At 74.3% G+C, this 25,825-nt stretch carries 26 protein-coding genes; 13 read left to right on the forward strand and 13 right to left on the reverse strand.

Translation table 11 applies throughout. The features are described 5' to 3' along the window. Positions 1–167: 167 nt before the first annotated feature. From cobT to HUT06_RS32530, 6 genes are all read right to left on the reverse strand, one after another. Positions 168–1,268 (reverse strand): nicotinate-nucleotide--dimethylbenzimidazole phosphoribosyltransferase, encoded by a 1,101-nt coding sequence (gene cobT / locus HUT06_RS32505; protein WP_176199190.1) that lies wholly within the window; start codon positions 1,266–1,268, stop codon positions 168–170. Positions 1,269–1,284: 16 nt separating this feature from the next. Continuing rightward, entirely contained in the window at positions 1,285–2,310 is a 1,026-nt protein-coding gene (gene cobC, locus HUT06_RS32510; RefSeq protein WP_176199191.1) for an Rv2231c family pyridoxal phosphate-dependent protein CobC, read from the reverse strand. Beyond that, entirely contained in the window at positions 2,307–2,903 is a 597-nt protein-coding gene (locus HUT06_RS32515) for a precorrin-8X methylmutase (protein WP_176199192.1), read from the reverse strand. The genes cobC and HUT06_RS32515 overlap by 4 nt, the downstream gene beginning before the upstream one ends. Before the next feature lie 52 nt (positions 2,904–2,955). After that, on the reverse strand, positions 2,956–4,242 hold the full coding sequence (cbiE, locus tag HUT06_RS32520) for a precorrin-6y C5,15-methyltransferase (decarboxylating) subunit CbiE (RefSeq protein ID WP_176199193.1): 1,287 nt from the start codon (positions 4,240–4,242) through the stop codon (positions 2,956–2,958). Between the two features lie 64 nt (positions 4,243–4,306). Beyond that, complete coding sequence (locus tag HUT06_RS32525; protein ID WP_176199194.1) at positions 4,307–4,813, reverse strand: hypothetical protein; 507 nt, start codon at positions 4,811–4,813, stop codon at positions 4,307–4,309. Then, a complete protein-coding gene (locus HUT06_RS32530) occupies positions 4,810–5,445 on the reverse strand; it encodes a GNAT family N-acetyltransferase (RefSeq protein WP_176199195.1) in 636 nt (211 codons plus the stop codon). Before HUT06_RS32530 ends, HUT06_RS32525 begins: the two co-directional genes overlap by 4 nt. A 60-nt stretch (positions 5,446–5,505) precedes the next feature. On the opposite strand from HUT06_RS32530, the gene HUT06_RS32535 reads away from it, so the two are divergent. After that, complete coding sequence (locus HUT06_RS32535; RefSeq protein ID WP_176199196.1) at positions 5,506–6,102, forward strand: TetR/AcrR family transcriptional regulator; 597 nt, start codon at positions 5,506–5,508, stop codon at positions 6,100–6,102. Positions 6,103–6,151: 49 nt separating this feature from the next. Here HUT06_RS32535 and HUT06_RS32540 read toward each other — a convergent pair whose 3' ends face one another. Continuing rightward, positions 6,152–6,706 (reverse strand): ATP-binding protein, encoded by a 555-nt coding sequence (locus HUT06_RS32540; RefSeq protein ID WP_254715497.1) that lies wholly within the window; start codon positions 6,704–6,706, stop codon positions 6,152–6,154. A gap of 193 nt (positions 6,707–6,899) precedes the next feature. Between HUT06_RS32540 and HUT06_RS32545 the strand changes: the two genes are divergently transcribed. From HUT06_RS32545 to HUT06_RS32560, 4 genes are all read left to right on the forward strand, one after another. Next, positions 6,900–7,745, forward strand: a complete 846-nt coding sequence (locus HUT06_RS32545) for a helix-turn-helix transcriptional regulator (protein WP_176199197.1) — start codon at positions 6,900–6,902, stop codon at positions 7,743–7,745. Beyond that, a complete protein-coding gene (locus HUT06_RS32550; RefSeq protein ID WP_176199198.1) occupies positions 7,742–7,942 on the forward strand; it encodes a DUF397 domain-containing protein in 201 nt (66 codons plus the stop codon). Before HUT06_RS32545 ends, HUT06_RS32550 begins: the two co-directional genes overlap by 4 nt. 144 nt (positions 7,943–8,086) lie before the next feature. After that, on the forward strand, positions 8,087–9,106 hold the full coding sequence (locus HUT06_RS32555; protein ID WP_176199199.1) for an LLM class F420-dependent oxidoreductase: 1,020 nt from the start codon (positions 8,087–8,089) through the stop codon (positions 9,104–9,106). A gap of 141 nt (positions 9,107–9,247) precedes the next feature. Beyond that, positions 9,248–10,903 (forward strand): acetolactate synthase large subunit, encoded by a 1,656-nt coding sequence (locus HUT06_RS32560; RefSeq protein WP_176199200.1) that lies wholly within the window; start codon positions 9,248–9,250, stop codon positions 10,901–10,903. A gap of 12 nt (positions 10,904–10,915) precedes the next feature. On the opposite strand, the gene HUT06_RS32565 is transcribed toward HUT06_RS32560, so the two are convergent. Then, positions 10,916–11,707, reverse strand: a complete 792-nt coding sequence (locus tag HUT06_RS32565) for a methyltransferase domain-containing protein (RefSeq protein ID WP_176201778.1) — start codon at positions 11,705–11,707, stop codon at positions 10,916–10,918. A 143-nt stretch (positions 11,708–11,850) separates the two neighbouring features. After that, on the reverse strand, positions 11,851–12,057 hold the full coding sequence (locus HUT06_RS32570) for a hypothetical protein (protein ID WP_176199201.1): 207 nt from the start codon (positions 12,055–12,057) through the stop codon (positions 11,851–11,853). A 301-nt stretch (positions 12,058–12,358) separates the two neighbouring features. On the opposite strand from HUT06_RS32570, the gene HUT06_RS32575 reads away from it, so the two are divergent. The 4 genes from HUT06_RS32575 to HUT06_RS32590 all read left to right on the forward strand — a co-directional run bounded on the left by HUT06_RS32575 (position 12,359) and on the right by HUT06_RS32590 (position 15,493). Beyond that, entirely contained in the window at positions 12,359–13,561 is a 1,203-nt protein-coding gene (locus HUT06_RS32575) for a sensor histidine kinase (protein ID WP_254715498.1), read from the forward strand. A gap of 13 nt (positions 13,562–13,574) precedes the next feature. Continuing rightward, the gene (locus tag HUT06_RS32580) at positions 13,575–14,222 is read left to right on the forward strand and encodes a response regulator transcription factor (RefSeq protein WP_176199202.1); all 648 of its coding nucleotides are present in this window, start codon (positions 13,575–13,577) and stop codon (positions 14,220–14,222) included. Between the two features lie 106 nt (positions 14,223–14,328). Beyond that, complete coding sequence (locus HUT06_RS32585; protein ID WP_254715499.1) at positions 14,329–14,661, forward strand: hypothetical protein; 333 nt, start codon at positions 14,329–14,331, stop codon at positions 14,659–14,661. Positions 14,662–14,812: 151 nt separating this feature from the next. Next, positions 14,813–15,493, forward strand: coding sequence for a DUF4328 domain-containing protein (locus HUT06_RS32590; RefSeq protein WP_176199203.1), 681 nt, complete (start codon positions 14,813–14,815; stop codon positions 15,491–15,493). A gap of 36 nt (positions 15,494–15,529) precedes the next feature. On the opposite strand, the gene HUT06_RS32595 is transcribed toward HUT06_RS32590, so the two are convergent. The 3 genes from HUT06_RS32595 to HUT06_RS32605 form a co-directional block, all read right to left on the reverse strand. Further along, positions 15,530–18,862, reverse strand: coding sequence for a DNA polymerase III subunit alpha (locus tag HUT06_RS32595; RefSeq protein WP_254715500.1), 3,333 nt, complete (start codon positions 18,860–18,862; stop codon positions 15,530–15,532). 1 nt (position 18,863) lies between these two features. Then, positions 18,864–19,139, reverse strand: coding sequence for a DUF6504 family protein (locus HUT06_RS32600; protein WP_176199205.1), 276 nt, complete (start codon positions 19,137–19,139; stop codon positions 18,864–18,866). 105 nt (positions 19,140–19,244) lie between these two features. Next, complete coding sequence (locus HUT06_RS32605) at positions 19,245–19,517, reverse strand: hypothetical protein (RefSeq protein WP_240807862.1); 273 nt, start codon at positions 19,515–19,517, stop codon at positions 19,245–19,247. A gap of 298 nt (positions 19,518–19,815) precedes the next feature. Here HUT06_RS32605 and HUT06_RS32610 point away from each other — a divergent pair, with 298 nt between their 5' ends. The 4 genes from HUT06_RS32610 to HUT06_RS32625 all read left to right on the forward strand — a co-directional run bounded on the left by HUT06_RS32610 (position 19,816) and on the right by HUT06_RS32625 (position 24,785). Next, complete coding sequence (locus HUT06_RS32610; RefSeq protein ID WP_176199206.1) at positions 19,816–20,496, forward strand: TetR family transcriptional regulator; 681 nt, start codon at positions 19,816–19,818, stop codon at positions 20,494–20,496. Positions 20,497–20,580: 84 nt separating this feature from the next. Continuing rightward, a complete protein-coding gene (locus tag HUT06_RS32615; protein ID WP_176199207.1) occupies positions 20,581–21,543 on the forward strand; it encodes a quinone oxidoreductase in 963 nt (320 codons plus the stop codon). Between the two features lie 70 nt (positions 21,544–21,613). Further along, positions 21,614–22,957 (forward strand): DUF4389 domain-containing protein, encoded by a 1,344-nt coding sequence (locus HUT06_RS32620; RefSeq protein WP_176199208.1) that lies wholly within the window; start codon positions 21,614–21,616, stop codon positions 22,955–22,957. A 76-nt stretch (positions 22,958–23,033) separates the two neighbouring features. Then, the gene (locus tag HUT06_RS32625; RefSeq protein WP_176199209.1) at positions 23,034–24,785 is read left to right on the forward strand and encodes a serine/threonine-protein kinase; all 1,752 of its coding nucleotides are present in this window, start codon (positions 23,034–23,036) and stop codon (positions 24,783–24,785) included. A gap of 19 nt (positions 24,786–24,804) precedes the next feature. Here HUT06_RS32625 and HUT06_RS32630 read toward each other — a convergent pair whose 3' ends face one another. Beyond that, positions 24,805–25,761, reverse strand: a complete 957-nt coding sequence (locus HUT06_RS32630) for an alpha/beta hydrolase (RefSeq protein ID WP_217711557.1) — start codon at positions 25,759–25,761, stop codon at positions 24,805–24,807. Positions 25,762–25,825 lie beyond the last annotated feature (64 nt).

The following is a 25,825-nucleotide window of genomic DNA, read 5'->3' on the forward strand; positions in this document are numbered from 1 at the left end:
GGGTGCGGTGGGCGGCTGACGTGCGGTTCGTTCGACGTGGGCGACGCTTGCGGACGACGGTGACCGGCAAGTTCCTTTGTTGAATAAAGGTACTCGGGATATGGAGTCCATGCAGAGGGGCTCCGCCCAGTCGATAGCCGAGCGTGACTCAACCGTTGATCACGCCGCTACGGCCCCGCGGGGACGTCGTCCCCGGCCGCGCCGGGCTTCTCGCTGACGCCGGCGGAGTCGAACGTGGCGACCTCGTGCAGGACCCGCACCGCGCCCTGGACCAGCGGCAACGCCAGCAGGGCGCCGGTCCCCTCGCCGAGCCGCAGCTCCAGGTCGACCAGCGACCGCAGGCCGAGGGCGGCGACGGCGGCGGCGTGGCCGGGCTCGGCCGAGCGGTGCCCGGCGACGCACCCGGCGAGGGCGTCCGGGCACAGCGCGGCGGCGGCCAGCGCGGCGGCGCCCGCGATCACCCCGTCGAGGACGACCGGGACGCGCAGCGCGGCCGCGCCGAGGACGAACCCGGCGAGCGCGGCGTGCTCCAGCCCGCCGACGGCGGCGAGGACGTCCAGCGGCGCCGTGCCGTGGCCGGGCGCGAGGCCGTGCCGGTCCAGGGCGGCGCGGACGACCGCGACCTTGTGCGCGTGGGTGGCGTCGTCGATGCCGGTGCCGCGGCCGGTGACGTCCTCGGGCGGGAGGCCGGTGAACGCGGCGATCAGCGCGGCGGACGCGGTGGTGTTGGCGATCCCCATGTCCCCGGTGATCAGGCACCGCGCGCCCTCGGCGACCAGCGCGCGCGCCACGCCGATGCCGGTCTCGACGGCGCGGCGGGTCTGGTCGGGGGTCATCGCGGGCCCGGCCGTCATGTCGGCGGTGCCGGGCGCGATCTTGCGGCGGAGCAGGCCGGGGGCGGCGTCCAGCTCGGCGGCGACGCCGACGTCGACCACGCTGACGCGGGCGCCGACCTGGGCGGCGAACGCGTTGACCACGGCGCCGCCGGCCAGGAAGTTGGCCACCATCTGCGCGGTGACCTCTTGCGGCCACGGGGTGACGCCCTGCGCGTGGACGCCGTGGTCGGCGGCGAACACCGCGACGGCGGCGGGTTCGGGCAGCGGCGGCGGGCACCGCCCGGCCAGCCCGGCGAGCCTGACCGACACCTCCTCCAGGACGCCGAGCGACCCGGGCGGCTTGGTGAGCCGCGCCTGGTGCTCGCGGGCGTCCCGGACGGCCGCCTCGTCCAGCGGGGCGATGGCGGCGATGGTCTCGTCGATCAGGTTCACAGCGTCCTCTCTGCGGTTATATGCCGAGTTCGCCCAGCACGTCGAGCAGCCGGTCGTTGGACGGACGGTCGCGGACGGCGATGCGCAGCCAGTCCGAGCCGAGCCCTGGGAAGGTGTCGCCGCGCCTGACGGCGTAGCCGCGTTGCCTTAGCAGCGCCCTGATGCCGAGGGCGTCCGGCACGCACAGGCACAGGAACGACGCGCGCGCTTCCGGGACGACGTACAGGCCGCGTCCGGTCAGCTCCGCGGCCAGCCGGTCGCGTTCTTCGCCGAGTTGGACGGCCCATGCCTCGGCTTCGGCGACGGCCTCCGGCGACGAGCAGGCTTCGACGGCGACGAGCGCAGGGGTGGACACCGCCCAGAGTGGCTGTGCTTCTGCGAGCCGTCCCACCAGGTGGGGGTCGGCCAGGACGTAGCCTGCGCGGAGCCCGGCGAGCCCCCAAGTCTTGGTCAGGGACCGGATGACCACGACGCCTGTAGGGAGCCGGCTTGCGAGGGACTCCGGTTCGCCTGGGACGACGTCCATGAACGCCTCGTCGACGACGACCGTCCGGCCGGGCCTGGCGAGGGCGGCGACGGCGTCCGCCGGGTGCAGGACCGACGTGGGGTTGGTCGGGTTGCCGACCACCACGAGGTCGGCGTCCTCGGGGACGAGCCCGGGGTCGAGGGTGAAGTCCTTGCTGAGGATCACCCGCTCCACCTCGTGCCCGGCGGCGCGCAGCGCGGCCTCGGGCTCGGTGAACTGCGGGTGCACCACCACCGCCCGGCGGGGCGCGAGGACCCGCGCGAGCAGCACGAACGCCTCCGCGGCCCCGGCGGTGAGCAGCACCTCCTCGACGGACCTGCCGTGCCGCCGCGCGACCGCCCGGCGGGCCGGGCGCGGGTCGGGGTAGGCGGCGAGGTCCGCGACGGAGTCCCGGATGCGCTCGGCCAGCCACGCGGGGGGCATGCCCGTGCGGACGTTGACGGCGAAGTCGGCGAGCCCGCCGCCGACCTCCGCGTCGCCGTGGTGGCGCAGATCGACCTCGTACGCGGCGCTCATGCGCGGGCCGCCTCGTGGTAGAGCAGGGCGTTGACGGCGGCCGCCGCGACCGCGGAGCCGCCCTTCTCCGAGACGTTGCTGAGCTGCGGCAGCCCGCTGGCGCGCAGCGCCTCCTTGGCCTCGCAGGCGCCGACGAACCCCACCGGCATGCCGATGACCAGCGCCGGGTCGACCCGGCGGGCGATGATCTCGAAGATCGCCTCGGGGGCGGAGCCGACCACCCAGACCGCGCCCGGCCCGACCTCGGAGTAGGACAGCCGGACGGCGGCGGCGGAGCGCGGGATGCCGGCGGCGCGCGCCATCCGGGCGGCGGCCGGGTCGGCGGCGTGGCAGATCGTCTCGCGCGCGGTGATCCCGGCGGCGACCATGCCCTCGTCGGTGACGATCGGCGCCCCGCCGCGCAGCGCGGCCCAGCCCTGGGCCAGGTGCTCCTCCCGGGTCAGCAGGTCCACCGCGTACTCCAGGTCGGCGGTGGCGTGGATCACCCGCTCGGCGACGGCGCGCCACAGCGGCGGCATCGGCGACAGGTCGACGCGGGACCGCAGGATCTCGTACGACCGGACCTCGATCGGGTGGGGCTGACGGACGGTCAACTGCGCTCCTCCAGTGCTCCGGATGCCTGCTTCCGGACGGGGTACCAGGGTTTCACGCCACGCCGGGCGGTATGTCCGGCTCGTCGGGCGGCGCGGGGATCGTCTCGATGGGACGGTCCGTCCGGGGCGCCCGCCGCGCCGGGGCCGGGACGTCCCGCTCCCCCCAGACGACGGCCACCGGATCTCCCGGCCGCTCCGGTGGGGTCAGCCGGGCCGCCTGGAGCTGGACGGCGCCGGAGGTGAAGCCGTGCTCATCCAGGATGTCCAGTATGACCTGAACGTCGGCGAGCGCGGGCACGGCGACGACACGGGACGGACTCAGCGCGGCGCACGCCCGGACGGCCTCCGCCCCGCCCCGCCCGGAGAACACGCCCGGCCCGAGGAACACGGCGTCTGGCCTGGGCAGGTGGCCTGCGGCGGACCCGACGTCCCCGGACGCCATCGCCACCTTGACCCCGTGCAGGCGCACGTTCCGCCGGACGCGCTCGCACGCCGCGTAGTCGCGGTCCAGGGCGACCACGGCGGCGCCGAAGCGCGCGCACTCGATGCCCACCGAGCCGTCGCCCGACTCCACGTCCCACACCATGTCGCCCAGGCCCGGCCCTAGCTTCGCCAGCACGAACGCCCGGACCTCCGGGCCCAGACCGGATCCGTCGCCGAAGGCGTCCGCAGGCAGCGCCCACCCGGCGGGCGTACGCGGAGGCCCGGAAGCCCAGCCCGTTTCACCGAGGGCGTGCCGGTTGTCCAGGACGAGCACCACATCAGGGCTGTTCCACGGACGCGTGGTGGCCTCAGCAGGACGGACGTACACGACCCGCTCCCCAGGCCCGCCCAGGTCTTCGCAGACCACGAACGAACGCGGCGTCACCGGGAACAGCGCGCGCGCCAGTTCCGCAGGCCCTGCACCAGGCCCGGTCAGCACGGCCACCTTCGGATGGGCTCGGCAGGCGTTCACCGCCTGCCTGAGGTGCCCGCCTCTGGCGGAGACGACGACAGCGTCCTCCCAGGGCAGCCCCGCCTGGGCGAACGCCCGCGCCACCAGGGGCGTCGCAGGAATGGCTTCAGGCGCGTGCCCCTGTTCGAGGAGTTCGCGGACAATGCCGAAGTAGCCCGGGTCCCCGTCCACGACGAGCACGACGTCCTGATCGCCGGCATCGGCCTCGTCCAAGACCTTTCGCAAGGCCGCGGCCACGTCGTCGGCGGCGACCTTGCGGGCGTCCGGCGGCAACGGCAGGCCGTCCAGCAGGCGAGCCTCGCCCACCACCAGCGCAGCACTCTCCAAGGCCGCCACGGCCGCGCCGCAAAGCGGCGAACCGTCGCGGCCGACGACCGTAAGCATCGCCCTGCCCTGCCAATCCCCTACCGAGCCGATCCCCTACCGAACCGATCCCTGCCGGGCCGGTCTAGCGGGCCATCCGCCCGTACATGCCGACCATGCGCTCGCCCGCCGCGTCCACCAGGACCACCTGCGCCGCGACCGGCGCGTCAGACCCGGCCCGCGCGCCGGCGGCCTCGGCGGCGACGCGCTCCAGCTCACCGGCCGTCCGGCGGCACACTTCCCGCCCGCACGGCCCGAGCTTGCCGGCCGCCTCCCAGAGCGCGTACACGTCGCGCGGCGTCGCCGCCCGCGACACCTCCCCGGCCAGCGCGACCCCGCAGTCCATGTCGAGCGTGACCGACTCCAGCAGGCCCGTCATGCCGCCCAGCACGGCGATCTGCTCGCCCAGGCCCGCGACCAGGACGACCTGCGCGAGCCCCTCCTTGACCGCCGTCCCGACCGCGTCGCGGACCGCCTGCGGCCCCGCGCCGACCGGGGCGAACCGCTCCGCCGGCAGCTTCGGGAGCATCCGATGGGCCGCCTCGCGCGCGCCCTCCCCGTACATCACGAGCGTCCGATCCGTCGCGGTCACTGGTGCCGTCCCTCCTCGTCGTCGGCGCCGAGCCTCGCGGAGGCGCCGTCCGGATGCGGCCGCGGCGCGCCGGGTGGCGGCGGATCGGTCGCGATCCGGCTGAACACGATCATGTCCCGGTTGACGCCGTCCGCGTCGCGCTCGGCGCCGCGCGCGACGCCCTCGCGCAGGTATCCGGCCTTCTCCGCGACGCGGACCGAGGCGTGGTTGGTGACCATCGCCCGCAGCTCCACGCGGAACAGCCCGCAGTCGCGCAGCGCCCAGTCGGTGACCAGGCCGAGCGCCTCGGTCGCGTGGCCGCGCCCGCGCGCGCTCGGCCGCGTCCCGTAACCGACCTCGCACGTCAGCTGCGTCCACTCCACCTTGAACAGCCCGATCGTGCCGATAAGGTCACCGGAGCACCGCTCTGTCACCGCGAGATGGATTCCCAGACCCAGATGCTGAACGTTGTGGACGCCCTCCTGGAGGAACCAGGCGATGGGCTCGGCCTCGAGGACGCTCGGGAAGTTGGGCGGCAGCCAGTCCTCCCCGGCGCGGATCACCTCGATCAGCGCCGCGGCGTCGTCCAGGCCGAACGGGCGGAGGACGAGCCGCTCGCCGGCGAGGCGCACGGTCTCCTCGAAGCCGTTCACGCGCGCTCCCCTCACGCCGCCCGCACGGCGCGGGCCGCCCGCACAGAATAGGCTGCCACGGTGAGCTACCAGCGCCTGTCCCCGGACGAACGGCGTGCCCAGATCCTGGCCGTCGCCCGGCGGATGTTCACCGAGCTGCCGTACGCCGAGGTGTCCACGGCCGCGATCGCCCGGGAGACCGGCGTGCAGCGCGGCCTGATCCACTACTACTTCGGGACGAAGCGCGAGCTGTTCCTGAAGGTCGTCCAGGGGCTGACGGCGTCCGCCGCGATGCAGGCCCCGCCGCCGGACGACCGGCTGACGCTGCCCGAGTCCGTCGAGCTGCTGGTGAACCTGTTCCTGGACACCGCCGAGCGGAACGCGACCACCTGGTTCGCGGCGCTGGACGCCGAGGGCTTCGGCCAGGATCCCGAGCTCCTGCGGATCGTCAACCGGTTCAAGGACGAGGCGGTCGAGCACATGCTCGCCGTCCTGCGGGTGCCGGAGCCGACCGAGACGCTGCGGGCCGTCCTGCGCGTCTACTCCGGGCTGGTGGACGCGGCGACGCGGCAGTGGCTGCAGGAGAAGAAGCTCGACCGCGAGCAGGTGCACACGCTGCTCTCCCGGTCGCTGCTGGCGCTGGTCAGCGACATCGGCCCCGCCCTGGAGAAGGACTGACCCCGGGCGCGCTCAAGGGGGGCGCCCCGGGCAGGCGGCCCAGGCGGGCTCAGGACGAGAAGGCCGCGCCGGGGACGGCGAACCAGACGGCCTTGCCGCGCACGGACGGCCCCAGCCGGGAGAGCGTGCGCCGCAGCCCCCAGCGCCCGCCGGACAGCTCCCGGACGATGCTGAGCCCGCGCCCGCAGTCGCCGGACGTCCAGGAGTAGCCGGGCAGCGCGGCGTCGGCGAACGCGTCGAAGACCGCGCAGCGGATCTCCCGCGCCCGGCCGCCGCCCTGGTAGAGCCACAGCTCGTGGGGGCCGTGCCCGCCCGCGTGCTGGTAGGCGTTGGTCGCCAGCTCGCTGACCATGAGCAGCGCGTCGGCGACGGCGTCCGGCGGCACACCGAGCGAGCCGAGCGCGTCGCGCAGGACGCGGCGGGCGTGCCCGGCGCAGCCGGGACCGCCCGGCAGGGCCCACACCCAGCCGGGCATGCCGTCGCCCGCGTCGTCGTCGCGCGCGATGTCGCCGTCCCGCGCGGCGCGGGGCGGGCTCTCGGCCTCGGTGATGGTCAAGGGGTCGGTGATGGCGTCCGCCGTAGGCTCGGCCGGCGTGCTCTTCACGGGTCCTCCCGTGGGTCAAGGTGCCCGGGCACGCGACCGCCCGCCGTCACTGTCGGTCTTCGGGCGGTCACGGATCCCAGACTCTCGTGAGATTCTCACGATCGCAAGCGTCTTCAGGGAATTGCCCGGCACCGGGCGCGGGGTTCGCCAATCGCGTTGTGACGGGCGGCGAGAGTCGCAAGACTCCACTCCCATGACTTACCGCCCCACCGTCCGTGGCCGCCGCCTCGCGCGGGAGCTCCGCAAGCTGCGCGAGAAGCAGGGCCTGACCCTGCAGGAGGTGGCGGACCGGCTGGACTGGTCGCGCGCCACCGTCTCCCGCCTCGAGACCAGCCAGACCCGCCCGAAGCCCGGCGACATCGCCGACATCCTCGACCTCTACGGGGTCCCGAGCCCGGACCGCGACGCGCTCATCACCCTCGCCCGGCAGGCGGGCCAGCGCGGCTGGTGGACCGCCTACCAGGACGTCTTCGCCGGCAGCTACGTCGCGCTGGAGGACGAGGCGTCCCACATCCGCACCTGGGACCCGCAGCTCGTGCACGGGCTGCTGCAGACCGAGCCGTACTCGCGCGCCGTGATCACGGCGGGCCGGCTGCTGCCCGCCCAGGAGGACATCGAGCGCCGCATCGCCGCCCGCAAGATCCGGCAGGCACTGCTGGACCGCGCCGAGGCGCCCCGCTTCCAGGTCATCTTCGACGAGGCGGTGCTGCACCGCCCGATCGGCGGCGCGGAGGTGATGCGGGCCCAGCTGGAGGCGCTCGTCGCCATCACACAGACCCACCCAAGCGTGACGATTCAGGTACTTCCGTACACAGCAGCGGCACATGCGGGCCTTGACGGACGTTTCACCATATTGTCGTATCCAGACCCCGCAGACCCCGATATCGCCTACGTCGAGGGCACTATGGGTGACGTTTACCTTGAGAGCGCCGAGGAAATAGCGAAGCATAGGGACCGCTTCGATCGGATCGAGGCGGCCGCCCTGTCCCCCGAGGATTCCGCGCACCTCATAGCCGAGGCAGCAAGGAGCAGCCCGTGACCAACCTGCAGCGCGAACTCACCGGCGCCGTCTGGCGCAAGTCGTCCCGCAGCGGAAGCGGCGACCAGTGCGTCGAGGTGGCGCCACTGACCCGCACCCTCCGCGCGGTGCGCGACTCCAAGGACCCCGCCGGACCGGCCCTGGTGCTGACGCCGTCCGCCTGGCGGGGCCTGCTGGACGCGATCAAGGAGAGCTAGCGAGCGGCCGGGGGCCGCGGTGGGCGAGGCGCCCGCCGCGGCCCCCGGGCGTGTCCGGCCGCCGGCCCTCGACCCACCGGCCCCCTTCCGGAGAAACTAGAACGTGTTCTACTATCGCGGTGCGTCGACAACCGGAGGGTGAACGTGACCGCGGAACTCAAGCTCGGCATCAACGTCGGCTACTGGCAGCGCGACCCCGACGACCAGACCGAGACGGTGCTGGCCGCCGAGCGCTGCGGCTACGACTCGGTGTTCACCGCCGAGGCGTACGGCTCGGACGCGTTCACCCCGCTGGCCTGGTACGCCGCCCGCACGTCCCGGATCAAGCTCGGCACCGCCGTCGTGCAGATGTCGGCGCGCACCCCGGCGGCCACCGCGATGCACGCGCTCACCCTGGACGCCTTGTCGGGCGGGCGGGTGATCCTCGGCCTCGGCGCGTCCGGCCCGCAGGTCGTGGAGGGCTGGTACGGGCAGCCGTTCCCCAAGCCGCTCGCCCGCACCCGCGAGTACCTCGACATCGTCCGCCAGGTGTGGCGCCGCGACGCACCCGTGACCAGCGAGGGCCCGCACTACCCGCTGCCCCACCCCGGCGGCGCCGGGCTCGGCAAGCCGCTGAAGTCGATCGTGCACCCCCTCCGCCCGGAGATCCCCGTCTACCTGGGCGCCGAGGGGCCGAAGAACGTCGCGCTGTCCACCGAGGTCGCGCAGGGCTGGCTGCCGCTGTTCGTCGACCCGGAGCAGATCGACTCCGTCTTCGGCGCCTCGCTCGCGCACCGCCCGGACGGCTTCGAGATCGCCGCGACCGTCACCACGATCGTCACCGACGACCTCGCCTCCGCGCTGGAGTTCGCCAAGATCCCGCTCGCGTTCTACATCGGCGGCATGGGCGCCAAGGACCGCAACTTCCACCTCGACCTGATCGGCCGGCTCGGCTACGCGGAGCAGGCCGAGCGCGTCCAGGAGCTGTTCCTGTCCGGCCGCCGCGACGAGGCGATCAAGGCCGTGCCGGACGAGTTGGCCGACGCCATCTCGCTGCTCGGCCCGATCGGCCGGATCAAGGAGCGGCTCCAACTCTGGCGCGACAGCCCCGTCACCACCCTGCTGATCGCCGGTGTGAAGGACGAGCCGACCCTGCGCGCCATCAAGGACCTGGCCGACTCCTGACAAAACGGCCGCCGGCAGACGCCGTTTCTTGACGAGATCAACTGCACATCACCAGGCGGAATGGAGGCATGTCTCCGGGTGCTGCACCGGATGCACTCGAAGACACGCACCACGATTCGCGGACTGGAGATGGGACACACGATGTCCACGCAGGAGGACGCCGCCCGGCTGCTCGTCAGGACCCTCGAAGCGGAGGGGGTCGAGTACGTCTTCGGGATCCCGGGCGAGGAGAACATCCACTTCGTCAACGCCCTGAACGACTCGTCGATCCGCTATGTCCTGGTCCGGCACGAGCAGGGCGCCGCGTTCATGGCGGAGATCTACGGGCGCCTCACCGGCCGGGCCGGGGTGGCGTCCGCGACCCTCGGCCCCGGCGCGATCAACCTGCAGCTCGGCGTCGCGGACGCCACCACCAACAGCACTCCCGTCGTGGCGATCTCCGCGCAGGTCGGCCTGGACCGCATCTACAAGGAGTCGCACCAGATCATCGACCTGGTGTCGCTGTTCCGGCCGATCACCAAGTGGGCGGAGCTGGCGCCGCGCGCCGAGGCGCTGCCGGAGATGGTGCGCAAGGCGTTCAAGACCGCGCAGACCGAGCGGCCCGGCGCCGTCTACCTCGCCATCCCCGAGGACGTCGAGGCGGCGAAGGTCGACCCGGGCCTCGCGCCGCTGCCGGTGAACACCGTCCGGACGCAGGAGCCGTCGCCGTCCCAGATCGCCCGCGCCGCCGACGTGCTCGCGCTCGCCCGGCGGCCGGTCGTCCTCGCCGGGCACGGCGCCACCCGCGCCGGCGCGGGCGACGCCCTGGTCTACTTCTCCGAGCACCTCGGCCTGCCGGTCGCGACCACGTTCAACGGCAAGGGCGTCTTCCCCGACGACCACCGCAACGCGCTCGGCGCGGTCGGCTTCATGCGGCACGACTACGTCAACTTCGGCTTCGACGAGGCGGACGTCCTGATCGCCGTCGGCTACGAGCTCCAGGAGTTCGACCCGGTCAAGGTCAACCCGGCCGCCGACAAGAAGATCATCCACATCCACCAGTTCCCCGCCGAGGTCGACGACCACTACCCGGTCGAGGTCGGCGTCCAGGGCGACATCTCCCGCTCGCTGTACGCGCTCGCCGACTCCGTCCACCGCCGCTTCGACAACCACGAGACCGGGCGCAGGATCCGGGAGATGCTCCGCCGGGAGCTGGCCGAGGGCGCCGCCGAGGGCGGCCACCCGCTGTCGCCGCGCCGCGTCGTCGCCGACATCCGCGCCGCCATGGGCCGCGAGGACATCGTCCTCGCCGACACCGGCGCGGTGAAGATGTGGATGGCCCGCATGTACCCGACCTACGAGCCGAACACGCTGCTGGTCTCCAACGGCCTGTCGTCGATGGGCTTCGCCGTGCCGGGCGCGATCGCCGCCAAGCTCGCTCGCCCCGATCGCCGCGTGCTGGCCGCGACCGGCGACGGCGCGTTCCTGATGAACTCCCAGGAGCTGGAGACCGCCGTCCGGGAGAACATCCCGATCACGGTGCTGATCTGGGACGACTCCGCCTACGGCCTGATCGGCTGGAAGATGGACCTGGAACTCGGCCGCAGCTCCCACATCACGTTCGGCAACCCCGACTTCGTGAAGTACGCGGAGAGCTTCGGCGCCACCGGGTACCGCGTGGAGTCCGCGGACGAGCTGCTCCCCACCCTCCGCAAGGCCCTGGCCGAGGACGCCGTCTCCGTCGTCACCGTCCCCGTCGACTACTCCCACAACCTGCGGCTGACCGACAAGCTGGGCGACCTCACCGACCCGTTCTAGGCACCGGCGGGGTCAGGCGCGGCAGATCACCTCGCCGTGGGTGACGGAGAACCAGCCGTCGTCGGCGGCGGCCCAGGCCTTCCAGCCCGCGTAGACGCGGTCGAGGTCGTCGCGGGTCGCGTGGCCGCCGGCGACGGCGTGGTCGGCCACCGCGGACCTGATCATGCGGCCGCCCCAGGACTCGCTCCACCATTCGCGCTCCTCGGGGGTGGCGTAGCACCACGACGAGGCGGACGCGGTGACGTCGGTGAAGCCGGCGGCGCGGGCCCAGGACACCAGGCGGCGGCCCGCGTCGGGCTCGCCGCCGTTGCCGCGCGCCACCTGGTAGTAGACGGGCAGCCAGGCGTCCATGCCGGGCGGGTCCGGGTACCAGACCATGGCGCCGAAGTCGGCGTCGCGCGCGGCGACGACGCCGCCGGGGCGGGTGACGCGACGCATCTCGCGCAGGGCCTGGACGGGGTCGGCGACGTGCTGCAGCACCTGGTGGGCGTGGACGACGTCGAAGGTGCCGTCGGGGTAGTCCAGCGCGTGGACGTCGGCCACCGCGAACTCGACGTTGGCCAGGCCGGCGGTGCTCTTGCGGGCCTCGTCCAGCACGGACTCGGCGGCGTCGGCGGCGACGACGCGGCCGGGGGCCACGCGTCCGGCCAGGCCGGCGGTGATCGTGCCGGGGCCGCAGCCGACGTCCAGGACCGACAGCCCAGGGCGCAGGTGCTCGATCAGGTAGGCGGCGGAGTTCTCGACCGTGCGCCACTGGTGGGAGCTCAGGACGCTCTCGTGGTGGCCATGGGTGTAGGCCGGCATCGGGATCACCTCTCTGTCCTCGGGTGTCCCTCACGGTACGCCCGCTTCTCATACTTTGAGAACTGTGTATCAATATATGAGATGAGCAGCAGGCGCGGAAAAGGGGATCGGGCGGTGCCCGATCCCCTTCCGAGTGGTTCCTGTCAGGCCGCCACGGCGACGCGGCGGGCCGGCGCGGGCTGCGGACGCAGGGGCAGGGCCTCGACCACGGCCAACGGGGGCGCGGTGTCGGCGTAGGCGTTCAGCGTCGCATGGGAGAGCTCGGTGAGCCACGGCTCGACGACGGTCCGCTCGGCGGGCCCGTCAAGCCGCGGGTGGGAGAGATGGAACGTGCCGGTCGCTGCGCTCACTGCCAACACCCCTTCCTTGACCCGGCGGCACCCGCGCCTGTGCGGGTGCCACCGTCAGTCACATACCCCTAGGTACGTCGTTACAAGCCACTCGGTTCGACACCTGTTCCCAGGTGTCTCCCAAATCACAAGGTCAACGCTACGGCGCACCTCTGACATTCTCGAACCTTTATTCGAGCGGCCCGGCGGCGGGACGGGCCGATGATCACAGAGCGCGACGGCCGGCCGGGAGCGCGGCCGGCCCCCGGATCAGCCGAACGGCCGATCCGGGGGTCCCCGGCAGGCCGTACCCTGCATCACCGTGAGCGACGTAGCGACACCGCTGGACCGCATCCACTCGGTGGGCGGCTGCCTGATGCGCGCCGCGTACCTGGGGTTCGCGGGGCTGTTCCTGCTGGGCTGCCTGGTCTCGATGGCGCGGAACGCCCCCAACCTGTGGCTGCTGGCCGTCGCGGTCGTCGTCAGCTACGCGGCCGTGGCCGGCCGGGTCGTCGCGTGGGCGATCGCGGTCGGCGCGCTGTCGGTGTTCAGCACCCTGTACCTCGGGCTGGCGGTCCGTCCCGACTACACCGCGCCGAGCGTGTCCGCGGAGATCGGCGGGCTGCTGATCGTCCTCGCCCGGTCGACGCGGACGGCGCGCCGCGAGCACCTCGTCCCGCTGGCGGCGCTGCTCGGCGCCGCGGTCCTGGCGACGCCGCTGCGCTGGTCGGCGGTCGCCGGTGCGCTGGTCAGCGCGCCGCTCGGCATCACCGTGTCGATCGCGCTCGGCATCGGCCTGTACCTGCGGGCGCTGGACGCCCGGCGGTCCCGGTCGCTGGCGGCGGCCCGCCGGGACGAGCGGCTGGAGCTGGCCCGCGACCTGCACGACTTCGTCGCCCACCACGTGACGGGCATCGTCGTCCAGGCGCAGGCGGCGCGGTTCGCGGCGCAGGCGGGCGCGGGCCAGTCGCCGGAGGACCTGGACCGCATGTTCGGCGGCATCGAGAAGGCCGGCACCGAGGCGCTGACCTCGATGCGCCGCATGGTCGGCCTGCTGCGGGACGCGCAGAACGTCAACGCGCCGGACGGCGACGCCCTCCCGGACGGCGGCGCCGCCACCCGGCCCGTCGGCGACCTCGGGCAGCTCCGCGACCTCGTCGCCGGGTTCACCCACCCGCCGGCGACGCTGACGCTCGCGCCCGGCCTCGGCACGCTGCCGCCGGAGGTCGCGGCGTCGGCGCACCGGGTGGTGCAGGAGGCGCTGACCAACATCCGCAAGCACGCCGCCGACGCCGCGACCGTGCGGGTCACGCTCGAGCGGGCCGGCGGCGACGTCGAGGTCGCGGTGCGCGACGACGGGCGCGGTCGCGGCCGGCGGCTGCCGTCCGGCGGGTTCGGGCTCACCGGGCTGGCGGAGCGGGTCGGCGCGGCGGGCGGGCGGCTGCGCGCGGGCCCGGCGCCCGGGGGCGGCTGGGAGGTCGTCGCGCTGCTCCCGGCCGGGGAGCGGCCGCCCGGCGGGAGCTGACAGAATCGGCCGGGTGACCCTCCGCGTACTCGTCGCCGACGACCAGGAGATGGTCCGGACCGGGTTCCGGATGATCGTCGACTCGCAGCCCGACATGGCGGTGGTCGGGGAGGCCGCCGACGGCGCCGCGGCCGTCGCGCTGGCCCGCCGGCTCCGTCCCGACGTGTCCCTGGTCGACATCCGGATGCCGGTGATGGACGGGCTGGCGGCGACCCGCGCGCTGGCCGGGCCGGGCGTCCCCGACCCGCTCCGCGTGGTGATCGTCACGACGTTCGACATGGACGAGTACGTGTACGGGGCGCTGCGCGGCGGCGCGGTCGGGTTCCTGCTGAAGGACAGCGGCCCCGCGCTGCTGGTGGAGGCGGTCCGCGCGGCGGCGAGCGGCGGGTCGCTGGTGTCGCCGTCCATCACCGTGCGGCTGCTGGAGCGGCTGGCGCGGCCCCGCCCGGCCGCCGCGCCGCCCCGCGAGCCGCTCACCGACCGGGAGCTGGACGTGGTGAAGCGGGTCGCGCGCGGGCGGACGAACGAGGAGATCGCCGGGGAGCTGTTCGTGTCGCTGTCCACGGTCAAGACCCACCTCGGGAGCGTCCACCGCAAGCTCGGCACCCGCAACCGGGTGGAGACGGCCGCCTGGGCCTGGGAGACGGGCCTCATGGTCTGACCGCGCGCCGCAGGAAGGCGCCACGAGCAGGCGCCGCGGGGACGCGGACGGGGACGATCGGGGAAGGAACACCGCACTGGCACCGGAATCGCTGAACGGGCTGCCCGTGGCCGTCCTCGTCGTCTGGGCGCTGTGCGCCGCCGGCTGGGGCGCCGTCCTCGCGGGGCTGCGCCGCGGCCTGCGCGGCCCGGCCCGGGGCCCGGCGCTGTTCGCGCACACCGCGACCCCGGCGGGCGTCGTCCTGCTCTTCTCGCTGATCGGCTTCGGCTCGCTGCACGCGACGATCGCGCTGGCCGCCGAGTGGTGGGGGCTGCTGGCCGTGACGCGGTTCCGGCCGGAGCGGCTGCTGTCCACAGGTGGCCTCGGGCGGCTCGCCGCCTGGGCCGCCGTCACCGCGGCCCTGGCCTACGGCGCCACACGGTTCGTGTTCCAGATGTGACGATCCGGTGAGACCGCGAACCCGCGTTGGGTCGCGCGAGTCAAACGTACGTAGTATCCGAAGCAGCGAACCGCAAAGGCCGGCGACCCGCGAGGGCCGGTGGGCGAAACCGGGTGACGACGAGCGAGCCATGAGACCAGGGAGGTGGACCATGCCGTGCGCGCTGTGCGGCGACATCATCCCGACGGAGGTCGACCGGTGCCCCGGCTGCGGCGCGTGGGCCCGCCGCCGGGACTTCCGCGCGGTCGGCGTGGCCGTGTTCATGCTGCTCGGGTTCAACGCGTTCGTCGCGCTCGGCTCGGGGATCAGCCTGCTGCGGCTCGCGCACCCGCTGCGCGGGGCCACGCACGACAGCTACGACCCGGCGGCCACCGGCAAGGCCCTCGCGCCCTACGCGGACGTGTTCACGATCGGCGCGATCATGGCCGGGGTGACCGGGCTGCTGTACCTGACCTGGCTGTGGCGGGCGTTCCGGCAGTCGCCGGGGCCGCACCGCCACCACCGCTCCTGGGTGCTGCTCGGCTGGTTCCTGCCGGTCGTCAACCTGTGGCTGCCGCCCCGGATGGTCTACGAGGTGTGGGTGAACAGCGGCCGCTACCGGACGGCCGAGCGCCAGGCCGCCGGACTCGTCGTGGCGGCCTGGTGGTGCTGCGCGCTGCTCGGGCTGCTCCTCGGCCGCGCGTTCACGCACGGCAGCGTCAACACCCTCGCCGAGGCGCGCTTCGACGTCCACGTCGGCGTCGCCGCCGCCGCGTTCCAGGCGCTGGCCGCCGCCCTGTGCATGGCCACCGTCTTCCAGATCACCCGCCTCCAGCTCACCCGCGACACCTAGCCCCGAACGGCCCCGGCGGCCCCGGCCCCGCCCCGGTCAGGAGCCCGAGGAGCCGGGGCTGGCGTGCCAGAGCGCGGCCCGCGGCGGACGCTTGACGGCCGGTCCCGCGTGGCCGATGTCGGAGTACGGCGACATCGCGAAGCCCGTCGGCTGGATGATCCGGCGCCCCACCGGCCGGCCCCGCGGCGCGGCGCCCCGCAGCGCGACGCGGAGGGCGTCCGGCCCGCCGCGGCGCCACTCCTCGTGCAGGACGTTCAGGTCCCAGCAGGCGTTCGCGGTGATCGAGACGGCGGAGTCCCCGGCATGGCGGACGCGGCCCCGGGCGACCAGCAGCCAGGAGCCGAACACCGTCGCGGCGCACCGGTCCTGCACCGACTCGAAGAACGTGAGGTCGACGGGGCCGGTCGCGTCGTCCAGCGTGGCGAAGATGACCCGCTGCCCGGACCGCACCGCCGGGGTCTGCGTGGCGACCTTCACCCCGGCGACCAGGACCTCGCTCCCGGCGGGACGTCCCGGCAGGTCGGCGGCGCGGACGACGCCGAGCGCGGCGAGCAGCCCGGCGTAGAAGGTCAGCACGTGCCGGCTGACGTCCATGCCGAGGATGTCCAGCTCCGCCTCGACGACCTCGGCCGGCGTCATCGGCGGCAGCTCCCCGGCCGGGATCTCCTCGGCGAGGTCGAGTTCCAGCCCGGCGTCGTCGGCGAGGGCGAGCTGCCCCTCGACGGGGGCCGTGCGGGCGGTGGCGCGGTCGAGGGCGCCGACGCGGCAGAGCAGGTCGCGGCGCGGGACCCGGTCGTGGACGGCGTCGAACGCCCCGGCGAGCACGAGCCGCTCGGCGGTCGGGCGGGAGACGCGGGCGCGCCGCCAGAAGTCGCCCAGCGACGCGTACGGCCGCGCCTCGACGATCTTCCCGACCTCGGTCTCGGAGATGCCCTTGACCTCGCTCAGCGACACCCGGATCCCGGCCGGACCGCCCGCCGAGACGGGCTCGGCGTGCCAGTCGGCGGCCGACCGGTTGACGTCCAGCGGCAGGATCGGCACGCCGAAATGCCGCGCGTCGTCGAGGATGACCCGCTTGGGGTACATGCCGGGGTCATGGGTGAGGACGCCCGCGTAGAAGGCGGCCGGATGGTGCCGCTTCAGCCAGGCCGACTGGTAGGTGGGCAGCGCGAACGACGCCGCGTGCGCCTTGCAGAAGCCGAACGCGCCGAACGCGGTCAGCATCCGCCAGACGCCGTCGACGGTCGCCGTGTCGTAGCCGCGCGCCAGCGCCCGCTCCCGGAACCAGGCGCCGACGACGGCCTGGCCCCGCTCGCCGCCGAGGCTCCGCCGCGCCGCCTCCGCCCGCGACAGCCCGCACCCGGTCATCACGTCGATGACGCGGAGCACCTGCTCGTGGAACACGACCACGCCGAGGCTCTCCCGCAGCGCCGGTTCGAGGTCGGGGTGCGGGTAGGCGGGCTCGCGGGTGCCGGCGCGCGCCTCCAGGAACGGCGACACCATGTCGGAGTTGACCGGGCCGGGACGGAACAGCGAGATGTCGATGACGAGGTCGTCCAGGTCGCGGGGCTGGAGCCGACCGATCAGGTCGCGCTGGCCGGGCGACTCGATCTGGAAGCAGCCGAGCGTGCGGGACGTGCGGATCAGCGCGAACGTCGCCGGGTCGTCGCGCGGGACGTCCTCCAACACGATCCGCTCCCCCGACACCCGCGCGGCCTCCGCGACCGCGTGCGCCATCGCCGACTGCATCCGGACGCCGAGGACGTCGAGCTTCAGCAGCCCCATCGCCTCGACGTCGTCCTTGTCGAACTGGCTCATCGGGAACCCGACGGCGGCCTGCTCGATCGGCGTCCGGTCCCGCAGGGTCGGGTTCGACAGCAGCACGCCGCACGGGTGCATCGCGATGTGGCGGGGCAGGCCGTCCAGCCGCTCGGCGATCCGGAACAGCACCTCCAGCCGGCCCGCCGCGAGGTTGCTCTGCCGCAGCTCGGGCAGGTCGTCCAGCGCCGTGCGGATCTGGCTCGCCCGGATCCGCGGGAACGCCTTGGCGATCGCGTCGATCTCGGCGGGCGGGAGCCCGAGGGCGTTGCCGACGTCGCGGAGCGCGCTGCGCGCCCGGTAGGTCTCCATCATCGACACGCACGCCGTGCTCTCCGCGCCGAACCGGTCGAACAGGGCCTGGTACGCCTCCAGCCGCCGCGCCGACTCCACGTCCAGGTCGATGTCGGGCAGCCCCTCCCGGCTGTCGGCGAGGAACCGCTCCATGAGCAGGTCGTGCCGCAGCGGGTCGAGGTCGCCGATGCCGATCAGGTAGTTGACCAGGCTGCCCGCGCCGGAGCCGCGGATCGCGCAGCGGATGCCGCGCTCCCTGATCAGCGCGGCGGCGTCGGCGACGGTGAGGAAGTAGGAGGCCAGGCCCTTGCGGGCGATGACGCCGAGCTCGGCGTCCAGCCGCCCGGCGGCCCGCGCCGAGCCGCCGAGCCCGCGCCGGGCCATCCCGTCCGCGCACCGGGCGACGAGCCGCGCGTACGGGTCGTCGCCGGCGGCGGGCAGGTGGACGTCGTCCATGCCGAGGTCGCGGCCCGGGTCCAGGACGCAGCGCTCGGACAGCCGCCGCGTCGCCGCGAGCAGCGCCGCCGCCTCGTCGGGGCCGCAGGCCAGCTCGGCCGCCCGGTACATCTGCGGGACCGACTTCAAATACGCGTGCCCGGTCTGGTCGTCCAGGTGCCGCCGGTCCAGCGGGACGAGCTTGCGGGTGACGTCCAGCACCTGCGCGACCGGGTGGTCGGCGGGCTCCAGGTAGCGGACGGCGTTGCCGAGCACCGCGGGCACCCCGGCCGCGCGGGCGAGCGCCAGCATCCGGGCGGCCCGCGGCCCCTCGCCCCGGCCGTGGTGGTTCACGATCTCCACCGCGGTCTCGGCGGTGGCGCGCCAGGCGTCCAGCCGCGCGGCCGCGACGCCCGGACGCCGCCCGGCGACCGCCCGCCCCACGTCGGACGCCGGGCCGAGCAGCACGATCAGCCCCGCGGCGTGCGCGCCGACCATCTCCCGCGTCACCACCGGGTTCCCGCGCCCGCCCGCCGCGTGCGCCGCCGACACCAGCCGGCACAGCGACCGCCACCCGGCCCGGCCCTCGGCGAGCACCACGACGCGTTCCTCGCCGGTGGAGACGACCCGCAGATCGGCCCCGACGACCGCCCCGATGCCCGCGTCCGCGCACGCCATGACGTGGCGGACGGCGCCGTACAGCCCGTCGCGGTCGGTCAGCGCGAGCGTCTCCATGCCGAGGCCGGCCGCGCGCTCCGCCAGCGCCGCCGGCGGGGCGACGCCGTAGCGGAGCGAATAGCACGAAGCGACATGAATGTGCACGTCAGTCCCATACCCGGGAGAGCAGCCAGCTGTCGGCGGCCGCGTCATAACGCAGCTCGTAGACGCCGATCTCCCTGTCCGGGGTCGCCTCGACCCGCCAGAACTCCCGCTCCCCGGTGGCCTCGCCGGCGGGCTGCTGCTCCCGCCACCAGTCACGGGTCGTGACCCAGTGCTCCAGCACCCGCCGCACGGCGTAGAGCCTGCCGCGCCAGACGAACCGGACCGGACGGCCGTCGCTCACCCAGACCTCGACCGGATCGCCGAACACGCGTGTCATCTGCCTCCCCCTCGCGCACACCGCACGGGGGAAGAACATGCGGACGTTCGAACAAACGTTCGCCTCGGAGTCTAGGGAAGCCGCCGCCCCGGGAGCAAGGCGGGATCAGGTCAGGAGCCGGGTCAGTTCGTCGGCGGCGCCCTCCGCGTCGGCCACGTCGGCGATCCCGCCGCCCGGCCACAGGTAGGACCAGCCCTCGCCGGCGGGGGTCGCGACGACCATGACCCGGCGCCGCGTCCGCGGGCCGTAGACCGCCAGCAGCGACTCGTCCGGGCCGGCGAACCGCCACGCGAGCCCCCGGGCCTCGACCTCGCGGGCGAGCGCCGCGAGGTGACGCCGCCGCGCCTCGGCGGTCTCCCGCCCACCCACTACAGACACATCAGCCGCCTCACCACGGTTCGCGTCCCGCATGACCTTGGGCGATCATCCGGCGACGAATGGTGACCGGCCTTCAGCATGACCGGTCGGCCGCGGTCGCGGTGGGGGAATCCGGAGAGTGGGCCGGGTGTTTCCCGCTCCGGCGAAGATGGTCCCCCGCGAGCGCGTGCGCGCCGATCGCGCGAGGGACCTTCCAGCGGGCGGAACCCGCCGCGCATCCGGAGGGTCCGTCCGTGATAGAAGCCTCTGTGAGACGGGCATGCCATGCCCATGCCAGGCAGATAGAAGGAGCGAGCCGATGAGCGCCGTCCCCGCCGGCGACCCGTCCGGCCCCACGCACGGCACCTCGTCGGCGCAGGAGCGCGCGCTGGCCGGCCTCCGCGAGCGCAAGAAGCAGCGGACCCGCCTCGCGCTCGTCGACGCCGCCCTGGAGCTGTTCCTCGCCAAGGGCTACGAGGCCACGACGATCGACGAGATCGTGGCGGCGGTGGAGGTGTCGCAGCGGACGTTCTTCCGTTACTTCGCCACCAAGGAGGACGTCGTCACCGGCTTCCTGGCCGAGCACGACCAGCTGCTCGGCGAGGCGCTCGCCGCCCGCCCGCCCGAGGAGCGGCCCTTCACCGCGCTGTTCGAGTCGCTGCGCATCGTGCTGGAGACGATCGCGGAGGGCGAGCCGGCGGAGAGCGGCCGGTTCCGCCGCGTCCGGCAGGTGATCGAGTCGACGCCGTCGCTGATGGCCGCGCAGATGGCGCGCTACTCGGCCTCGGCGGAGGCGCTCGCCGCCGAGATCGCCCGGCGCGAGGGCGTGGACCTGGCCGACGACCTGCGGCCGCGGATCCTCGTCGCGTTCTACCTGGCGGCGGTGAAAATCGCGTTCGAGGAGTGCGCCCGCCGCGAGATCTGGGACCCCGGGACGGTCGCGGCCCGGGTCGAGCAGGCCGTCACCCTCGCGGGCCGCACGATGCGCGACTGGGTCTGACCGCGGAACCGGCCTGACCGCGGAACAACCGGCGGCGGCTCCGGGTTCTCCCTGATCGCCGGCCATCGAGCAGCAGGAGGGCGCATGCGCGCGATCGTCATCACCCGCAACGGCGGACCCGAGGTCCTGGAGCCGGTGGAGCGTCCCGCTCCCGAGCCCGGCCCCGGCGAGGTCCTGGTCGACGTGGCGGCGGCCGGCGTCAACTTCATCGACGTGTACTTCCGGACGGGCGCCTACCCGCACGGCCTCCCGTACACGCCGGGCATGGAGGCGGCCGGGACGGTCACGGCCGTCGGCGACGGCGTCGGCGAGTTCTCGGTGGGCGACCGCGTCGCCTGGGCCGACGTGCAGGGCGCCTACGCGGCGCAGGCCGTCGTCCCGGCGGACCGGGCCGTCCCCGTCCCGGACGGCGTCGGGCTGGAGGACGCGGCGGCGTCGCTGCTGCAGGGCATGACCGCGCACTACCTGACCCGGTCGACGTATCCGATCCGGCCGGGCGACACCGTGCTCGTCCACGCGGCGGCGGGCGGCATGGGCCTGCTGCTCACCCAGACCGCCAAGGCCCTCGGCGCCCGCGTGATCGGCACGGCGTCCACCCCGGAGAAGGAGCGGCTCGCCAAGGACGCGGGCGCGGACGTCACGATGCCCTACGACGGTTTCGCCGGCCGGGTGCGGGAGCTGACCGATGGAGAGGGCGTCGCCGCCGTGTACGACGGTGTCGGCGCGCCCACGTTCGACGGGAGCCTGGAGAGCCTGCGGCGGCGCGGCACCCTCGCGCTGTACGGGGCGGCCGGCGGCCCGGTGCCGCCGTTCGACCCGCAGCGCCTCAACAAGGCGGGGTCACTGTTCCTGACACGGCCGACGCTCGCCCACTATGTGGACAAGCGCGAGGAGCTGCTGGAGCGCGCCGCCGACGTCTACGGCTGGATCGCGTCCGGCGCCGTGAACGTGCACGTCGGGCACCGCTACGACCTCGCCGACGCGGGCGCGGCGCACGCCGATCTGCAGGCGCGGCGCACCACCGGCAAGCTCCTGCTGATTCCCTGACCGGCGCGCCGGGCCTCCCGGGCTCCCTTAGGCTGGGCCCAAAGACGATCATCTGAGGAGCCCGCCCCCCATGACGACGACCGCCGCCGGCCCGCTGGAGCAGGACGAACCCCGCGTCCTCGGCCCCTACCGCCTGCTCGGGCGGCTCGGCCGCGGCGGCATGGGCACCGTCTACCTCGGCGCCGAGCCCGACGGCCGGCGGGTCGCGGTGAAGGTCGTCAACCGCGACCTCGCCGGCGAGCCGGCGTTCCTCGCCCGGTTCCGCCGCGAGGTGACCGCCGCGCGGCGCGTCCACCGGTTCTGCACCGCGCCCGTCCTGGACGCCGAGCTCGACCAGGACCCGCCCTACATCGTCACCGAGTACATCGACGGGCCGAGCCTGGAGAAGGCCGTCCGGGAGAAGGGGGCGCTGCCCGGCTCCGACCTGGAGGGCATCGCGGTCGGCGTCGCCACCGCGCTCGCCGCCATCCACGGCGCCGGCATCGTGCACCGCGACCTCAAACCCGCCAACGTCCTGCTGTCCTCCACCGGCCCCCGCGTCATCGACTTCGGCATCGCCCGCGCCCTCGACGCCCCCGACGGCCCGACCCGCACCGGCCAGTTCGTCGGGACCCCGTCCTACATCGCGCCCGAGGTGCTGCGCGGCGAACCGGTCGAGCAGGCGTCGGACGTGTTCTCGTGGGGCTGCGTCGTCGCCTACGCCGGGACGGGACGTCCCCCGTTCCAGGGCAAGACGGTCGCGGAGACGTTCCACCGCATCGGCCACGAGGACCCCGACCTCGCCGGCCTCGACCCGCGGCTGCGCGAGGTCGTCGCCGCCGCGCTCGGCAAGGACCCGGCCGCCCGGCCGACCGCCCGGCAGCTCCTCACCCGCCTCGTCGGGCAGGAGCAGGCCGACCCGGAGCGCACCGCCGAGACGATCTCGATGTCGTGGCGGGGCACGCATCCGGCGGAGCCTGCCGCCGAGCCTGCCCCGGCCGCGGGGCCGCCGCCCGCCGCCGAGGCCGTCCGGGACGCCGAGCAGCCGCGCCCCGTCCCCGCGCCCGTCGCGGCGGAGAAGGCGGAACCGCAGACGGGCTCGGAGGCCGGCTCGGCGGCGGGCGAGCAGACCGTCACGGTCGACCTGCCGTTCCCCGCCCAGTGGAAGGGCCCGAGGCGCTGGTTCACCCTGCTCAGGGGCCTGCTCGTCCTCCCCCACCTGATCGTCATGCTGGTCATGTACGCGCTGCTCGTCGTCGTGATGCCGCTCAGCTGGCTGGTGATCCCGTTCACCGGCCGCTACCCGCGCCCGCTGTACGGGCTGGTCGTCGGCTGCCAGCGCTGGTCGAGCCGCGTCATCGCGTACGCGTTCGGGCTCACCGGAGAGGCGCTCCCGCCGTTCCGCACCCTCCCGCGCGCCCGCCGGGCCCGCTGAGTCCGCGCCTCTCGGTGCCCTCCCGCACACTAGGGTGCTACGAGACACTCCCCTCGATTCCCCCTTCAGGATCACGATGACCACGCACGCAGGAGAGAACGGTGAGGCCCTGCGCCCCGAGGACCCCGCGGAACTCGGCCCCTACCGGCTGATCGGGCGGCTCGGCCGCGGCGGCATGGGCACGGTCTACCTCGGCGAGGACGCCGGCGGGCGCCGCGTCGCGGTGAAGGTGATCAACCGGGAGCTGGCCGGGGAGGGCTCGTTCCGGGAGCGGTTCCGGCGCGAGGTGACGGCGGCGCGGCAGGTCCGCCGGTTCTGCACCGCGCCCGTCATCGACGCCGAGCTCGACCGCGACCCCCTGTACGTCGTCACCGAGTACATCGAGGGCCCGAGCCTGGAGCGCGCCGTCGCCGAGCGCGGTAGGCTGCCCGGCTCCGACCTGGAGGGCATCGCGGTCGGCGTCGCCACCGCCCTCGCCGCCATCCACGGCGCCGGCATCGTGCACCGCGACCTCAAGCCCGCCAACGTGCTGCTGTCCTCCACCGGCCCCCGCGTCATCGACTTCGGCATCGCCCGCGCCCTCGACGCCGCCGACGGGCCCACCCGCACCGGCCAGTTCGTCGGGACGCCGAACTACCTGCCGCCCGAGCTGCTGCGCGGCGAACCGGTCAGCCCCGCGTCCGACGTGTTCTCGTGGGGCTGCGTCGTCGCCTACGCCGGGACGGGGTCCGCGCCGTTCACGGGCAACACCGTCCCGGAGATCCTCTACCGGGTCGTGCACGAGGAGCCGAAGCTGGACGGGCTCGACCCCGCCCTGCGCGACGTCGTCGCCGCCGCGCTCGACAAGGACCCGCGCCGCCGGCCGTCCGTCCAGGACGTCCTCGCGCGCCTCGTCGGCAACGGCACGACCGACCCGGCGACGCTCGCCGAGACCGTCCAGGCGGGCTGGCACGCCCCCGCCGGAGCCGCCGCGGGGGCGGCGGGGACGGGAGCCGCCGGGGCGCCCCGGCCGCCGTCCGCCACGGCCACCGCGCCGACGGTGTTCCAGCAGCAGCCCCACGCCGTGCACGGCGCCGACACCACTCGCCGCGACGCCCGGCCCGGCCCGCCGCCGGGCGGCGGGCCGCCCCGGCGCCCGCTGCTCATCGGCGGCGCGGCCGTCGCCGCGGTGGTGCTGCTCGCCGTCCTCGCGTTCACCGTCTTCCGGTCGGACGGCCCGCCCGAGAACCTGGCCACCGCGTTCGGCGACGCGTTCGCCGACTCCGCGTCCGGCTGGGGCGACACCTACGACAAGACCTACGGCTACGCCGACGGCAAGTACCGGATGCAGACCAAGAACACCACCGGAGTCGTCGCGCGCTGGGTGCCGAAGGACAAGGTGGAGGACTTCCCCGACCCGATGCTCGCGACCGTCACGGTGTCGGTCGGGCAGGGCCCCGCGGACGGCATGTTCGGCCTCCTCTGCCGCGCGAACCAGGACGGCAAGACGCAGTACATGTTCCTCGTCCGCAACGACGGCAAGGGCGCGGTGCTCCGCAAGGTCAACGGGGACCTCGGCACGAAGGACCTCGCGACGCCCGACTCCGTCCCCGGCTACGAGGCCGGGAAGCCCAACAAGGTGCAGGCCGCCTGCGAGGGCAAGGAGGAGGACGGCCCGTCGGTCCGGCTGCGGCTCTGGGTGAACGGCGAGAAGGTGCTCGACGAGGTCGACACCGACCAGCCGCTCGCCAACGGCTGGGTGGGGCTCCAGGTCGAGCGGGGCGGCAACCCGGCCGAGCAGATCGTCGCCGACTTCGACGACTTCGACATGTCGAAGATCCTCGGCTAGGTCCCCGGGCGGGCGGAGGTCAGCGGGCGGGCAGGTAGCCGTTCGTCCAGCGGGCCAGCTCCTCGAACACCCGGGTCCGGGCGGGCTCGGCGGACAGCACCAGGTCGTGCAGGCCGCCGTCGATCCGGACGAGCGTGACGTGCCGCCCGATCCGGGGCGCGTACCGGGCCATGTGCTCGACGTCCAGCACGGCGTCGGCGGCCGTCACGTCCAGCACCCTGCGGGACGGGCGGACGCTCCGCGTCGAGGCCATGACCAGCACCGGCACGTCCACGTCCAGGCCCCGGTGCAGGCGCAACTGCCCGCGCCGGACGGCCGCCAGCCACGCCGCCCGCACCGGGAACCCGACCAGCGGCTTCCAGGCGAGGTCGAACTCCCACTCGCCGTCGTGCTCGCGGTGGATGCTGCGCGGGTACCGGTCGGACACGCCCGCCGGCAGCTTCGCCTTCGGGAACCGGGACCGCAGCGCCCGCGCCAGCCCCGCACCGGCCTTGCGCAGCACCAGCGGCTCGGCGAGGTCGAAGAACGGGCTGTTGAGGAACAGGCCGTCCACCAGGCCCTTCCCCGCCACCCGGTCGGCCCACAGCGCGGCGATCAGCCCGCCGGTGGAGTGGCCGTTCAGCAGCAGCGCGTCGTGGCCGTCCACGTCCCGGATGATCCGGACGGCCTCGCCGATCTCCGGGAAGTAGTCCGAGAGGCTCTCGATGTAGTTCGGCGTCTGGTGCGGGCGCAGCGAGCGCCCGTACTTGCGCAGGTCGAGCGCGTAGAAGTCGAAGCCGAGGTCCAGGTAGAAGTCGGCCAGGTGCTTCTGGAAGAAGTAGTCGACGAACCCGTGCAGGTACAGCACCGCCCGGCGGGACGGGTCGGTGCCGCGCCGCCGCACCAGCGTCGCGACCACCTCGCCCTCGGCGTCCCGGCCCATCGGCAGCTCGATCGCCTCGTAGCCGGGGCCGAGCACGTCGTCCGTCACGTCCACGCTTTCCTCCCAAGACCCTTCCGCAGGGTCTCAGCGTACGGGCGGTCGCGGCCCGCGGCCCGCG

Origin of the sequence: Actinomadura sp. NAK00032, from assembly GCF_013364275.1 — a bacterium.
Taxonomy (GTDB): Bacteria; Actinomycetota; Actinomycetes; order Streptosporangiales; family Streptosporangiaceae; genus Spirillospora.